We start from the raw sequence: 14483 nt of genomic DNA, 5'->3' as shown, positions 1-14483 counted from the left end.
CACCGCTCACCCCGAGAGGACAGTGCAGCGGTGGGAGCGGCTACTCGCGGCCGCGGTTGCGGCGCCGGATGACGCGCGGAGCACGGCCGCCGAGGAACGACTGCCCCGGGTCGACCACGAAGCCCTGCCGCAGCGCCTCGCGGCCGATGAGCATGCGGAAGCCCATCTGATCGCGGTTGCTGAGGCTGGTCTCGGCCGTGATCGTGCGACCGAACAGCTCGACCTCCAGCAGCACCACGATGCGCTCCTCGCTGTGGCCCGACGAGCTGCGCACGAGCCGCCGGTCATGAATCGGCAACTCGACCTCGACCACGTCGGTGTCGGCCTTCTGCCACGGACGAACCCGGAACCGCACGCGGTCGCCGCCGCCCGTGCCGTCATCGCCGAGCTCCTCGATGTCGAAGGCGTGGAGCGCCGAACTGCGCGCCCCGGTGTCGAGCTTCGCCTTGATCCACGGAACCCCGAGCCCGGGGAGCGCCACCCATTCGCGCCAGCCTGCGATGGTGCTTGAATGGAGGTCGTCTATCACTCCACCATCTTTGCAGGGGCACACCCATGAAACTGGCGATTCTTTCGCGCGCCCCGCAGGCGTATTCCACGCAACGGTTGCGAGCGGCGGCGGTGCAGCGCGGCCATCGGGTGAAGGTGCTCGACACGCTGCGCTTCGCCATCGACCTCTCCGGCCCCGAGCCCGACCTGCAGTACCGCGGAAAGCTGCTCTCGGACTACGACGCCATCCTGCCCAGGGTCGGCAGCTCGATCACCTATTTCGGCACCGCCGTGGTGCGCCAGTTCGAGCAGATGGATGTCTACACGCCGAACACCGCGAACGGCATCACGAACTCGCGCGACAAGCTGCGGGCGACGCAGATCCTGTCGCGCCACAACATCGGGATGCCGGCCACGGCCTTCGTGCACAGCCGCGCCGACGTGCGGCTGGCGATCGAGCGCGTCGGCGGCGCCCCGGTCGTCATCAAGCTGCTCGAGGGCACCCAGGGCATCGGCGTGATCCTCGCGCCCGAGGTCAAGATCGCCGAGGCGATCATCGAGACCCTGCACTCGACCAAGCAGAACGTGCTCATCCAGAGCTTCATCTCCGAGAGCCGCGGTCGCGACATCCGGGCCCTGGTGGTGGGCGACCGTGTCGTCGCGGCGATGCGCCGGCGCGCGAGCGGCGACGAGTTCCGGTCGAACGTGCACCGCGGGGGCACCGTCGAGCCGGTCGAGCTGACGCCCGAGTACGAGCAGGCGGCCGTGCGCTCCGCCCAGATCATGGGGCTGCGCGTCGCGGGCGTCGACATGCTCGAGGGCAACGACGGCCCACTGGTGATGGAGGTCAACTCCTCCCCCGGCCTGGAGGGCATCGAGACCGCGACCGGTCTCGACGTCGCCGGCGCGATCATCGACTACATCGACAACCAGGTCGCCTTCCCCGAGATCGATGTGCGTCAGCGGCTCAGCGTCTCGACCGGTTACGGCGTGGCCGAGCTGGTCGTCTACGCCAACGCCGATCTGGTCGGCAAGAAGATGCGCGAATCCGGGCTCGGTGAACGCGACATCACCGTGCTGACCCTGCACCGCGGAACGACGGTCATCCCGAACCCGCGCGGCGGCGTGGAGCTCGAGGCGGGCGACCGGCTGCTCTGCTTCGGCAAGCTCGAGGAGATGCGCTCGATGATCCCCGAGCGTCGGCGGCGGCGCGCGAAGGTGCGCAAGCTGCCGAAGGAGCCGATCCCGGAAGTGTGACGCGGCGGGTGACGCGGCGGGGTGACCCGACGCGCGCGCTCAGCGCTCGTCGCGCGAGGCCCCGAGTCCCACCGCGGGCAGCACGACGCCGTCGATCAGCGACACGAGGAAGTCGCGGTCGACAGGCTTGCGCAGGATGAGCGACCGGTACGCCGCCATCGACGGCGAGATGAGCGCCAGTGTCTCCACGTCGCAGTCGCTCGAGATCTCGCCCCTTTCGATCGCGCGGCGCATCAAGAACCGGTTCGCGGATGCCCGGGGCTCGACGATCGCGGCCGTCACGGCGTCGGAGAGGTCGGGGTCGCGCTCGATCAGGGACATCAGCCCGGCCATGATCTTGAGCTTGCGCTGGCCGTCTTCGATGCTGTGCGGTTTGATCATCGCCAGCAGGTCCCCGCGCAGCGTGCCCGTGTCGGGGAGGTGCTCCGCGTCGAGGTCCCCGGCCTTCATGCAGGCCACGGCGTCGATGACCAGCTCCGCCTTCGACGACCAGCGACGGTAGACCGTCGCCTTGCCCGCCTTGGCGCGGGCGGCGACCATGTCGATGGTCATGCCGTCGTAGCCGGTCTCGGCGAGCACGTCGACGGCGGCCGCCAGGATCTCGGGGTCGCGCGTGAGGTCGCGCCGTCGGCCGAGCTTCGTCGGTGCTGCGGCGACGGCCGGTTCGGATTCGAGCTGCGTCATTGCGGCGTTCTCCGTCTCTGTGGGTGACATCCCGACCATTCTACGGTTAATTCTGGAACTGGGTATATCCGAAACTCATAAGTCTCGTATATGCTGGCGCTCATGTCTCAGGCCTCCCCCACTTCTCCCCCCACCGGCGCACCCGCAGCGTCGGGCGTATCCTCGCTGCGCTGGTGGACCCTCGTCACCGTCGCGCTGGCCCAGTTGATGGTCGTGCTCGACTCCACCGTGGTCAACATCGCCCTCCCGTCCGCACAGGCCGACCTCGGCTTCTCCAACGGTGATCGCCAGTGGATCGTCACCGCCTACTCCCTCGCCTTCGGCAGCCTGCTGCTGCTCGGCGGGCGCCTCTCCGACCTCATCGGGCGCAAGCGCACGTTCATCATCGGGCTCATCGGCTTCGCCGGGGCCTCCGCCCTGGGCGGCGCGGCCGGCAGCTTCGGGATGCTCGTGGGCGCGCGGGCCCTGCAGGGCGCGTTCGGCGCACTTCTCGCCCCGACCGCCCTGGCCGTGCTCACCACGACCTTCACGGTGCCCAAGGAGCGTGGGCGCGCGTTCGGCATCTTCGGTGCGATCGCGGGCGCCGGCGGCGCCGTGGGCCTCCTGCTCGGCGGGTACCTGACCGAGACGCTCAACTGGCGCTGGAACCTCTACATCAACGTCATCATCGCGATCATCGGCGTCATCGGGGCGATCTTCTTCGTGCGCACGGTCGCCCGCACCGGCCCGCGGCCGAAGCTCGACATCCCCGGCACGATCCTCGTCTCCGGCGCGCTCTTCGCGCTCGTCTTCGGGTTCTCGAACGCCGAGACCGATGGCTGGGACTCCCCGCTCACGTGGGGGATGCTCACGGCATCCGGTGTGCTGCTGGTCGCCTTCGTGCTCTGGCAGCGACGCGCGGCGCATCCGCTGCTGCCACTCAAGATCGTGCTCGACCGCAACCGCGGCGCCTCGTACAGCTCTGTGCTGATCGCCGGCATCGGGATGTTCGCGATCTTCCTGTTCGTCACGTACTACATGCAGACCACGCTGCACTTCACGCCCATTCAGACCGGGCTCGCGTTCCTGCCGATGATCCTCATGCTGGTCACGGCGGCGCAGCTGTCGAGCAATATCTTCCTGGCGCGGTTCGGGCCGAAGGTGATGGTGCCGATCGGCATGACCATCGCGGCGAGCGCCATGCTCTACCTGACGCACCTCGGCGTGACGAGCGACTACGCGACCGACATCCTGCCCGCGCTGCTGCTCATGGGCGCCGGCATGGGGACGATCATGCCCGCCTCGATCCAGACCGCGACCCTCGGTATCGACCGTCAGTTCGCGGGTGTCGCATCCGCGATGGTGAACACGAGCCAGCAGGTCGGCGGATCCATCGGCACGGCACTGCTCAACACGCTCGCCGCGACCGCGGCCACCGGCTACGCCGCCTCGCACCTGCCACCGACGGCGAGCGTCGCCGCCGAAGCGGCCGTGCACGGCTACACCGTGGCCTACTGGTGGGGCGCCGGATTCTTCGCCTTCGGCGCCGTGTTCTCGGCGCTGGTCTTCCGCCGCAAGGGTGACGGGATCTCGGTCACCAACCGCGAAGCGCCGGCCGCGCAGCCGCTGTCCGAGCCTCGCGAGCCGGTCGCCGTGGGCGCCACGGACTGAGCAGGCCTGGTCAACGACCCGAAGAGACCTCCGCCGGTATCCGGACCGTGAGGCTCTTCGGGTCGACCCACGTGCGGATCGACGTCGCCTGCCCGAAGCTGTCGCCGTCGAGTTCGATCTCCTCTGGGCGACTCAGCTTGAGCACGAGCTCCTTGCCCTTCAGGTAGTTGAGGGCGCGCACCTCCTTGGTGAGCCCCATCAGCTTGCGGCCGGCGCTGGTGCGGCGGAGCACGCCGTTCTCCCAGAAGATCTTGACCATGATCTGCACCCAGCCGATCACGCCTTCCGGGCGCAGCACGACGATGTCGAACTCGCCGTCGTCCACGGCGGCCTCCGGCAGCAACAGGATGTTGGCCGGCAGTGATCCGCAGTTGCCGATCATGATCGTGTGGGCGCGCACGGTGCGGGTTCCACCGCCGTCGAGCTGGTACTTGAGGTGGAGCACGTTCTTGTCGCGGAGGGCGGCGGCGACCGCCTTCACATATGCCAGCCAGCCCGCCTTGGCCTTGAGCTCGTCGTCGGTGTTGGCGAGCATCTTGGCGTCGAGCCCGAGACCCGCCATCACGAGGTAGGAGTGCCGCTTGGTCGCCGCCTCGCCGTCGCGGATCTCGATCACGCCCATGTCGATCGCCCGATCACCACCGCCGAACGCGGTCTGCAGCGCATGCCCTGCATCGTCGAGCGTGAGGTCGAGGTTGCGGGCGAGCAGGTTGCCCGTGCCGGCCGGCAGCAGTGCGAGCGGGATGCCCGAGCCGCGCAGCTCCTCGGCCACCACTCGCACGGTGCCGTCGCCGCCGGCCGCGATCACGAGGTCGACCTTCTCCTTCAGCGCGTCGCGGGTCTGACCGCCGCCCGGCTCGTCCTCGGTGGTCTCGAACCACAGGGTCTCGCCCCAGCCGTGCTCCTGCTCGGCGGTCGTGACGAGCTCCTTGAGCTCGTCCGCCTCGAGTTTGATCGGGTTGTAGATGAGCGCAGCTCGCTTCACGTGACTCCTTCAGTCGTGCCGTTCACCGTACAGGAACCCCCTCACCGAGCAACCCCTTGCGCATCCGGCCCGTCACTTTTCGTTGAGGGGTGGCAAATCGGGCCGCGCTCGGCGTGTTTAGGCCGATTTGCCGCCCCTCAACGAAATCTGACTTCGCCGGCAACGAGATCAGGCTGCGGCGAAGGGGACCGTGCCGGCGCCGAGCATCCGGCCGTCGTCGGCGAGCGCCAGCACACCGGATGCGCCGTACCCGAGCGCCCAGGCGACGCCGGGCTCCCCCAGCGCGTAGGCGGCCGTCGCGAGCACGTCGGCCGTCGTCAGATCATCGGCGACCACCGTCGCCGACCGGAGTCCGCGTGCGGGAGCGCCGGTTCGCCCGTCGATGACGTGCTCGCCGCGCTCGTACGCGCCCGACGTGGCGACCGCGGCATCCGTCACCGCGAGCACCGCCAGCATCCTGTTCGCGTCGGACGGCGATCGCACGCCGACGTTCCAGGCGACCCCGCCACCGGGCGACCCCGCCGCGATCACGTCGCCGCCGGCGTTGAGGCAGAAGTCCCGGATGCCGTGGGCACGGAGTTGCCGCCCCGCGCGTTCCGCCGCCCAGCCCTTCACGACGCCGTCCGTATCGAGCGTCCCGTCGCTCGCGCGCACCGTGAACGCGCCGCCGGATGCCGCAGCCGCGGCCTGGCCGATCGCGAGCACCTCGCGCAGGTCGGGGCTGTAGTCCTGCGGTGACAAGATGCGCCGGTTCACCGCCTGCACCTCGCTGTCGTCGCGGAACCGGCTGAACCGCCGCTCTGCCGCCCCGAGCACCTCGAATGCTGCCGCGGCCGCCTCGGCAGCGACAAGGGGATCCGCCTCCCTGATGTCGATCGACATCGGGATGCCCATCGCCGTCTGAACGAACCTCACCACCGCACCGCCGTCACCACCGCGCCGCCTTCACAGCTGGTCGATCGCCGACTGGAGCGATTGCGTGTACCCGTCGGATGTGTACGTGGCACCCGAGACGGTGTCGATCGAGGCCGACTGCGAGGCCAGAGCCTCCTGCGCAAGGATCGGCAGCGCGTAGTCGTTGATCTGCACGGAGCGTCCGTCGCCGGTCGGCGACTGCAGGGTCTTGACGGCGGTGATCTTCTTTCCGGCGAAGGTCACCTCGACCTGCACGGGCCCGTACCGCGTGTCCTCGGTCGCACCGTCGATCACCCTCGTCGCCGTCGACGTCGTGGCGGAGGCAGACGGTGCGGGCGTCGGCGTCGCCGACGCACTCGCCGTGTCCGACGGGGTCGGCGCCGCGGAAGCGGTCGGGCTCGCGCTCGCCGACGGAGCCGACGCGGTCGTCGCCTGCGTCGACGCGACCGTCTCTGTCCCGACCCCGTAGAGCTTGAGCCCGGCGGTCGCCCCCAGCACGGTCAGAATCACGACGAACAGGATCGTTCCCCGCCAGCGTGCGCGTCTCATGACATGCTCAATTCTTCTCGGTGCACGAACCGCTTCGGTACGTGCAGTTGCCTCAGGGAGTCCTCGACGGTGTCGGCCATTCCCTCGGGACCGCAGACGAAGACCTCCCAGTTGTGCAGGTCGGGGATGAACGTGCGCAGCACGTCGGCCGAGAGCGGGTCGTAGCCAAGGTCCGAACGCCGCCCGACCACCGGGACCACGGCGACGGCCGGCATCGCCTGCAATTCCCCGAGGAGTGCCAGGTGCGCGTCCGAGTGCGCCCGGTACAGCACGACCGGTTGCGCTCCGCGAGCTTGCAGCTCCTCGGCGAGCGCCCGGATCGGGCCGACCCCCGCACCGCCGGCCACCAGCAGGATGCGCTGGCGGCTGGCCCGATCGGCGGTGAAGTGACCGAATGGGCCCTCCGCGAACACCCGCGTGCCGGGCCGGATGTTCCGCAGCAGCCGGGAATGGTCACCGAGGCCGCCGACCGTGATGCGCATCAGTCCATCGCGGGGCACGAACGACACCGAGTACGGATGCGCGGTCAGCAGGTGACCCCAGGTGAGGAAGCGGAAGTTCAGGAAGTTGCCTGCACGCACGCCGAGTCGCTCGAGGTTCTTCCCACGGAACCAGACGCTCGCGGTGTCGGCTGTCTCGTGCACGACACCCTCGACGCGCATCCGGTAGCGCCACGCATCGAGCGTCGGGAGCACGAAGCGCCAGGTGATGATCGCGGCGGCCGTTCCGAGGTAGAGCAGCAACCACAGCGCGCGGTTCAGCGGGTTCGAGACGAAGTGCGCGCCGCCGCTCAACTGGTGGAAGAAGGTCAGGAAGATCCCGACGTAGGCGGTCAGGTGGATCCAGTACCAGACCTCGTAGGAGAGCGCCCGGCGCAGCAGGCGCGCGCTGGTGAGCCCGACGAGCAGGAACAGGATCGTCCCGATCAGGGCGGTGAGCATGTCGGGGTAGTCCTGCAGCATCACGATGAACTCGGTCCACGGCAGCGATTTGTCGAGGATCTCGGCGCCGAGCACCATGAACGCGATGTGCGCGAGAACGAGGAAGACGACGGTCGCGCCGAGCGAGCGATGCCAGGCGACCAGCTTGTCGAGCCCGACAGCACGCTCGAACCAGGGAACCCGGGCGATGAGCAGCAACTGAGCGCAGACGAGGTAGGCGCCGACGAGCCCGGCGAGCTCGCCGAGCGTCGTCGCGAGATCGGCGGGCGTCGCGGCGTACCCGACAGGCACGCTGGTCCACCACACCCCGAGCACGGCGACCATGCCGGCCGCAATCACCACGCGCACGAGACGGGAGTGCCGGCGGTGGGCGGCGACGGACGCGGCATCACCGGCGTGGCGGGGTGCTGTCACCGCGCTCATGCTCGTCGTCCCATGGTCGTCCTGCGCTTCCCGTTCGGCGGTTCTTGTTCGTTGGGTCTCGTTCGTCTTGTGACAACGATGACGCGGAATTCTTTTGCGGAAACTTACGTCGCCTCCGAGGAAGCCCGGAGAAACCTATGGATCGCCAATGGACGCAGCCTGTGGGACCCTTCACATCGTGTGAACTATCCCGGCGCCCGAAATGGGCCTACCGTAAAATGCAAGTTTGTGATCGCAAACGCGTCGCGGGCCCACCGCGATGCGAGAGGAGTATGAGACCGAGTGACGCTGGACATCCCCGCCCTTCCCGAGATCACCGCGCGATTCCGCGGTGATTCGGGAGAGTTGAGCATCGATGGCGTCCGCGAGTCCTTCGCGGCCGACAGCACGGAAGAGCTGCGCGAGTCGATCCTCGCCCGCGTGAGCGCCCTCGCCGGCGAGCTCGGGCGCCCTGTGCGCATGGTGACCGAAGACGACGAGGGCCAGTGGCTCCTCGTCGTGCAGACCAACGGCGAGATCGGCGACGAAGAGCGGATCGGCACTGATCCGGCCGTCGAATCGGTCGAGCATCCGGGTCACGCGCACCACTCGGCCGACCAGCCGTTCGAGCCGATCGCCATCGACGACATCGACCAGACCAGCGACGACGACCAGACCAGCGACGACGCTGACGGCGGCGGTGACACGATCGACGCCGGCACTCAGGATGACGTCCCGGTCTCCGCCTGGGAGGCCGGCGGGATCGCATCCCTGCTCCCGTTCACCGACGAAGCGGTCGACGACGACGATGACGCGGTCGATCCGATCGACATCGCCGGCACGACGCCCGACGCCGAGCACCGCCCCGGCTTCATCGGGCCGCCGCCGGTCTCGGTGCGGCCGTACGACGACGAGGACGACGTGTTCGACGAGTTCCCCGCGGGAGAGGCTCCGTTCGAGCCCGCCCGGGTGACGGCATTCGACGAGATCCTCGGGGTGACGCGCGTCGAGCCGATCGAGCAGCCCGACGACGCGCTCGCCGCCCTCGTGGCGCACTCCGACCCCGCGCAGTCGGATGTCGCGCAGTCCGACCCAGCACACTCCGATGTCGCGCAGTCGGATGTCGCGCAGTCCGAGCCGGCCCCGACCGCATCGGCCCTCCATCTGCCGCCAGCGCCGACGACGTCGCCGGTGCCGCATCCGATGACCGCCCCGAACCCCGCTCTGCACATCGAGACCGAACCCGAGCCCGAGCCGTCCGCCGGCCGCGCCTCCTTCCTCATCGACGAGCGCAAGCCCGACCGGGCCGCCACGGGTTGGCGGGGACTCCTCGCCAAGGCAGGGCTCCCGATCCAGGCGTCCGCGAAGGAGCGGGTCGAACGGCAGGAGACGCACCTGGTGAGCCAGCACTGGGCCGGGCCGCGCACCATCGCGATCGTGAACGGCAAGGGCGGTGCGAACAAAACGCCGACCACGGCCATGCTCGCCGCCGTCTTCGCGCGCAACGGCGGCTCCGGTGTGCTCGCCTGGGACAACAACGAGACCCGCGGAACCCTCGGCTGGCGCACCGAGCAGGGCCTGCACGAAGCGACCGTGCAGACGTTGCTTCCCAACACGGACCACCTGCTCTCGCCGGGCGCACAGTCGTCGGACCTGTCGCACTTCGTGCACCACCAGACGGGCGACAAGTACGACGTGCTGCGCTCGAACCCCACGATGCTGGCGACTCAGCAGCGCATCACCACCGACGACTTCGACCGGCTGCACTCCGTCGCTGCCAAGTACTTCCGCCTGATCTTCATCGACAGCGGCAACGACGAGTCGGCCGAGCGCTGGCTCCGGATGATCGACCACACCGATCAGCTCGTGATCGCCACCACCGCGCTGGGCGAGCACGCGGAGGCCGGTGCCCTTCTGCTGGAGGCGTTGGCCCAGCGCGACGAACGCTCGGCGCAGCTGGCCGCGCAGGCCGTGGTCGTCGTATCGCAGTCGGAGAAGTCGGGCAGCCCCGCGGACGCCCGTCGCGTCGCATCCGGTTTCGAGACGATCGCCCGCCGGGCGGTGTCGGTTCCGTTCGACCCGGCGATGCACGGCGGCAGGCTCGAGTACGACGCGCTCTCGCCCGCCTCGCGTCGGGCCTGGCTGCACGCCGCTGCCGCGGTCGCCGAAGGGCTCTGACACCGCCACGCGCTCGGCCCCGGCGACCCGCCTCAGCGACCGGCCTCAGCGGCCCGCCCAGTCGAGAACGCGCATCGCTCGAAGCGTGTTCCAGCGGCTCGGTCGGCCGTCGCCGTCGTCGAGCTCGAAGTGGACGTCGCCCGGATGCGTGTTCTCGAGCATCCAGCGCCCGTCGGCCGCGCGTCGGTTCTCGACCAAGTCGAGCGCCTCCGTCCACCGCTCATCCGGCTGAGCGCCGGCCGAACGAAGATAGTCGAGCCCGCGCAGCACGTCGTAGTACCACCGCGTCGGATACGAGAACTGCAACCAGGTCTCCACCGGGATCTCGCCCGTCGAGAGCCGTCGCATCAGGTGGCGGTCGAGCAGGTACGCCTGCCCCCGCTCTCTCGCCATGGTCACCTCCGGCGAGGGACCGTTCGCCTTCTCATACTCGAGCAGTCCTTCAAGCACGGCGATGGTGCTGTTGAACGAGCCGCGCGTCGAACCCTGCTCCATCTCGCAGTTCCAGCCGCCGTCCTCCAGTTGATCCGTCAGCAGCCGGTCCACGATCACCCGCACGTCCTCGCCGAAGTACGCGCCGATCGCCGTCGCCATTCCGTTGATGCAGGGTTCAACCTCACCGTCGAAGAACGGCAGGTCGTCGTACTCCCAGCGACTGCCCTCCCGCACGAGCGCGATGGCGTGCCTCACGCGCGCATCCGTCGGGTCGGCTCCGAACTCGCGCAGCTGCTGGAGCTGAAAGGCGGTGGCCGTCCAGGGCTGCCCTTCCGGTTCGTGGTCGAGGTCGGGAAAGTAGGTGCCTCCGGCCCACTGCCCGTCATCGCCCTGCAGCGCGAGGAGACGCGCACCCCACCCCTCGACCGCGACGCGTGCGCGCTCGGCGGCGACCGCATCCGGTGAGGCGTCGGTGAGGTCGCGCATGACCTGCCAGCGCACGGCAGGATCCGAGTCGAGAAGCCATTCGACGACCGTCATGCTGCGAGGGTACGCGGCAGCGCGCACCGCCTCTACCCCGCTTGCACCCGTCACCGTCGCAGAATTCACCCGCGGTTCACCTGCGCCCGGCGCAGACGGCGTACTCAGTACGACGAGGGCGCCGCCGGCGCCCCGCTCAACTGGGAGGGACGAGCGTATGGACATGCTTCTGACCGTGGTGATGGTGATCGTGATCGCGCTGATCTTCGACTTCACCAACGGATTCCACGACACAGCCAACGCCATGGCGACATCGGTCGCCACGGGAGCTCTGAAACCCAAGGTCGCCGTCGCCATCTCGGCGGTGCTCAACCTCGTGGGCGCATTCCTGTCGACCCAGGTCGCGCAGACGATCTCGAACGGCATCATCAACGAGGGCCCGAACGGAGTGGAGATCACGCCGACGATGATCTTCGCCGGGCTCGTGGGCGCCGTGCTGTGGAACCTGGCCACCTGGTACCTCGGGCTCCCGTCCAGCTCGACGCACGCGCTGCTCGGCGGCCTCATCGGGGCGGCGATCATCGGCTCGGGATTCGACGCCGTCAACTTCTCAGCCGTGCTCACGAAGGTGGTCGTTCCGGCCATCCTGTCGCCGCTGGTGGCGGGTGGCGTCGCGATGCTCGCGACGTTCGCGGCGTACCGCATCACCCAGAACGCGCGCTCGCACGGAGCCGAAGCAGGCTTCCGGCACGGCCAGACCGTCTCTGCGTCGCTGGTCTCCCTCGCGCACGGCACGAACGACGCCCAGAAGACGATGGGCGTGATCACCCTCACCCTGATCGCGGCCGGCTACCAGGCGAGCGGCTCTGCCCCGCAGTTCTGGGTGATCGCGTCATGCGGCCTCGCGATCGCGCTCGGCACCTACCTCGGAGGCTGGCGCATCATGCGCACGGTGGGCAAGCGGATCACCGACGTCAAGGCTCCGCAGGGCTTCGCCGCGGAGACCAGTTCGGCAGCGACCATCCTGGTGTCGTCGCACCTCGGGTTCGCACTGTCGACGACGCAGGTGACGTCGGGTGCCGTGGTCGGCTCCGGCCTCGGCAAGAAGCTCGCCTCCGTCCATTGGGGCATCGTCGGGCGGATCGGGATCGCCTGGGCGGTCACGCTGCCGGCCGCAGCACTGGTCGGAGGCCTCGCCGCGTGGGCCGCATCGACGAGCGTGATCGGCCTGATCGCCGTCGCGGTGGTCGCGCTGGTGTGCGGCCTCGGCTTCTACTTTCTCGCGCGCAAGCATCCGGTCACGCGCGACAATGTCAATGATGTCGGCGAGGCGGAGGAGCGCACCGCGCAACCCGTCGGCGCCGCGGGCGGGGAGAACTGATCATGAACACGCGCATCCACTCTCTCGCCCAGCTCGCGTCCTCCCCCGGCGACGGGCAGTTCCTCGGCGTCGACTGGGGCTCGTTCGTGGTCGTGACGTTGGTGGCGCTCACGGCGACCGTTGTCATCGTGGTCTTCTACGCGATCGGCCTGCGCCTGCTCGCGATCGGGTCGCCGGCCGACGGTTCCGACGAGCGCGGCGAGCACACGGATGTCGGTGACTCCGTTGCACGCCCCCGCCCGCCCCTCGCCACGGCAGGAGCCGTCGTCTGCTTCGCGATCGGCGTGGCCGCCGTGCTCTACGGGATCTGGCTGCTCGTGCCGCAGTTCCACTGACAGCGCGCCTCGGCACCCCGTAGGCCCCCGGCGTTCCGGTGCTTGACACCGGCCAGCGTGCGCGCGGTACCGTGGCCGGGTAGCCGAACACGTCCGCGCCTCTCGGGAACATCCGGTCCGCCGCCCCCGGGCGGCCGACCCGCCGGTTCGCGCCGATCGGCCGTCTGGCGGCCAGCCCATCGACGACGCAGTGACCGAGTCCGCCGCACACCGACTCGGCCACGATTTCAGCGGTGTGCGGGTCCATACCGATGCACGGGCGGCCGCTGCGGCCTCCGCCCTGTCGGCGTCCGCTTTCACCCTCGGCCGGCACATCACGTTCGCTGCCGGCGCGTACCAGCCCTCCACCGAGGCCGGCCGTCGCCTCATCGAACACGAGCTCGTGCACGTGCTTCAGCAACGGGATGCTTCGCCGGCCTCCGATCCCGTGGTCGGTGCGGCCGACACCGAAGCGGAACACGAGGCGAACGATCATGCCCGCGCGCTCGGTCAGGGCCTCGGCCGTCTCGCCGTCGGCCGACGGCTGCCCACTGTTCTCGTGCAGCGCCAGACCGCGGCCGATTCCGCCCGCGTCGGCGCACCCACTCGTCTCGACGAGGTGGCGATGCAGACGATACCCGACCTCGACCCGAAGACGGCCGGCGACCTCTTCGACGCGGTCTCGGCACGTTCGCCGACCCTCGCCCTGTTCGGTCCCCAGCGTGTGCTGCTCGACCTCCTCGCGGAGATCATCGACGACGGCGAGAGCGTCTCGCGGGCGGAACTCATCGCCCGCACCGAGTGGTATCGCGCCCTCGTGCTCGTGCGACCGGATGGCTACTTCGTGCGAGCCCTCTCCGGCGAGGCGATCGATCGCGCCCCGTCGATCGCCGAAGGAGCGGACGGACGGCTCATGGCTGGTCCGTACGAAGTCGGCCGGTTCTATCACTCGTCGACGGGAATCGTCCGTGCGGTCGACAGCGAGCACCAGCCCACCGGCCCCTCGATCGGCGAGCTGGGTCTGCAGCACAATCTTGCCGACAAGGCCCTCGACGGAGCTCAGGCTGCGCTCGGCGGCGTGCTCTCTTCGCTGCGACAGCTGATCACGCACCCTATCAAGACAGTGAGCGACCTCGCGAAGCTGCCTCGAGCGCTCGCCGATCTCATCCGGTACTCGCCCGAGTTCTGGGAGCAGTTCCAGGCGATGCCGCTCGGCGATCAGGTGCAGAAAGTGTCCGAGATCACGACCACGCTGCTCGTGACGTTCGGAACGGCCGGCGGCACGACCACCCGCATCGCGGCCGCGGGTGCGGACATTCCGACGGTCATGGTCAACGTGCTCCGCCTGCAGAGGAGCGGAGCGTTGGCGTACGCGCGGGTCGCCGTCCCTGTCGGGGCAACGGTCACGGCCTTGGCGGGCGGACCAGGCGGAGTGGTCGTTCTCGCGATGGCGAACAACGCGGCCGGCAGCGGGGGTGGCGGCGCCTACGCGGGAGTCGACCGACAGGCGCAGGCGCTGCTGCAGACCCGCGGCGAGCTGGTGGGCGCGATCGAGAAGCATCACATCTTCCCGAAGACGTTCAAATCGTTCTTCAAGCGCCTCAAGATCACGATCGACGACTCGACGCTACCGATGGACAGGGAACTGCACAAGATCCTGCACGGCAAGGGCGGCCATTTCACGGACTGGAACGCACGCTGGGAGCGATGGATCGCGGCCAACAAGAACACTGCGACCCAGGATGACGTGATCCGCTTCGCGGGCGGCCTGATGGACGAGTACGGCATCGAGCACTTCGACCTGTCGCGCTACCGTCGCTGAG

At 69.2% G+C, this 14483-nt stretch carries 13 protein-coding genes; 6 read left to right on the top strand and 7 right to left on the bottom strand.

The genetic code is table 11. The features are described from left to right. Positions 1 to 40 precede the first annotated feature (40 nt). Positions 41 to 526: an ATP-dependent zinc protease family protein gene (locus PKE84_RS13800; RefSeq protein WP_271177944.1), complete on the bottom strand. Its 486-nt coding sequence runs from the start codon at positions 524 to 526 to the stop codon at positions 41 to 43. Positions 527 to 555: 29 nt separating this feature from the next. Here PKE84_RS13800 and rimK point away from each other — a divergent pair, with 29 nt between their 5' ends. Next, positions 556 to 1746, top strand: a complete 1191-nt coding sequence (rimK, locus tag PKE84_RS13795) for a 30S ribosomal protein S6--L-glutamate ligase (protein WP_271177834.1) — start codon at positions 556 to 558, stop codon at positions 1744 to 1746. A gap of 39 nt (positions 1747 to 1785) precedes the next feature. On the opposite strand, the gene PKE84_RS13790 is transcribed toward rimK, so the two are convergent. Then, positions 1786 to 2460, bottom strand: a complete 675-nt coding sequence (locus PKE84_RS13790; protein ID WP_271177833.1) for a TetR/AcrR family transcriptional regulator — start codon at positions 2458 to 2460, stop codon at positions 1786 to 1788. A 72-nt stretch (positions 2461 to 2532) separates the two neighbouring features. On the opposite strand from PKE84_RS13790, the gene PKE84_RS13785 reads away from it, so the two are divergent. Then, the gene (locus PKE84_RS13785; RefSeq protein ID WP_271177832.1) at positions 2533 to 4080 is read left to right on the top strand and encodes an MFS transporter; all 1548 of its coding nucleotides are present in this window, start codon (positions 2533 to 2535) and stop codon (positions 4078 to 4080) included. 10 nt (positions 4081 to 4090) lie between these two features. Here PKE84_RS13785 and PKE84_RS13780 read toward each other — a convergent pair whose 3' ends face one another. The 4 genes from PKE84_RS13780 to PKE84_RS13765 all read right to left on the bottom strand — a co-directional run bounded on the left by PKE84_RS13780 (position 4091) and on the right by PKE84_RS13765 (position 7893). Beyond that, positions 4091 to 5065, bottom strand: a complete 975-nt coding sequence (locus tag PKE84_RS13780) for a diacylglycerol/lipid kinase family protein (RefSeq protein ID WP_271177831.1) — start codon at positions 5063 to 5065, stop codon at positions 4091 to 4093. Positions 5066 to 5233: 168 nt separating this feature from the next. Continuing rightward, entirely contained in the window at positions 5234 to 5983 is a 750-nt protein-coding gene (locus PKE84_RS13775; protein ID WP_271177830.1) for an FAD:protein FMN transferase, read from the bottom strand. 27 nt (positions 5984 to 6010) lie between these two features. Beyond that, complete coding sequence (locus PKE84_RS13770; RefSeq protein WP_271177829.1) at positions 6011 to 6529, bottom strand: FMN-binding protein; 519 nt, start codon at positions 6527 to 6529, stop codon at positions 6011 to 6013. Next, on the bottom strand, positions 6526 to 7893 hold the full coding sequence (locus PKE84_RS13765; protein WP_373877146.1) for a ferredoxin reductase family protein: 1368 nt from the start codon (positions 7891 to 7893) through the stop codon (positions 6526 to 6528). The genes PKE84_RS13770 and PKE84_RS13765 overlap by 4 nt, the downstream gene beginning before the upstream one ends. Before the next feature lie 282 nt (positions 7894 to 8175). Here PKE84_RS13765 and PKE84_RS13760 point away from each other — a divergent pair, with 282 nt between their 5' ends. Further along, positions 8176 to 10050, top strand: a complete 1875-nt coding sequence (locus PKE84_RS13760) for a MinD/ParA family ATP-binding protein (RefSeq protein ID WP_271177827.1) — start codon at positions 8176 to 8178, stop codon at positions 10048 to 10050. Positions 10051 to 10095: 45 nt separating this feature from the next. Here PKE84_RS13760 and PKE84_RS13755 read toward each other — a convergent pair whose 3' ends face one another. Further along, positions 10096 to 11025, bottom strand: coding sequence for a prenyltransferase/squalene oxidase repeat-containing protein (locus PKE84_RS13755; RefSeq protein ID WP_271177826.1), 930 nt, complete (start codon positions 11023 to 11025; stop codon positions 10096 to 10098). Between the two features lie 157 nt (positions 11026 to 11182). Between PKE84_RS13755 and PKE84_RS13750 the strand changes: the two genes are divergently transcribed. The 3 genes from PKE84_RS13750 to PKE84_RS13740 all read left to right on the top strand — a co-directional run bounded on the left by PKE84_RS13750 (position 11183) and on the right by PKE84_RS13740 (position 14482). Next, the gene (locus PKE84_RS13750) at positions 11183 to 12346 is read left to right on the top strand and encodes an inorganic phosphate transporter (RefSeq protein ID WP_271177825.1); all 1164 of its coding nucleotides are present in this window, start codon (positions 11183 to 11185) and stop codon (positions 12344 to 12346) included. Positions 12347 to 12348: 2 nt separating this feature from the next. After that, the gene (locus tag PKE84_RS13745; RefSeq protein WP_271177824.1) at positions 12349 to 12681 is read left to right on the top strand and encodes a hypothetical protein; all 333 of its coding nucleotides are present in this window, start codon (positions 12349 to 12351) and stop codon (positions 12679 to 12681) included. 178 nt (positions 12682 to 12859) lie between these two features. Further along, complete coding sequence (locus tag PKE84_RS13740; RefSeq protein WP_271177943.1) at positions 12860 to 14482, top strand: eCIS core domain-containing protein; 1623 nt, start codon at positions 12860 to 12862, stop codon at positions 14480 to 14482. The last annotated feature ends 1 nt before the right edge of the window (position 14483 follow it).

The sequence above is a fragment of the Leifsonia poae genome (assembly GCF_027921845.1).
Lineage (GTDB): Bacteria > Actinomycetota > Actinomycetes > Actinomycetales > Microbacteriaceae > Leifsonia > Leifsonia poae.
Note: the sequence above shows the minus strand (reverse complement) of the source record. Positions and strands in the feature narration are given on the sequence as shown.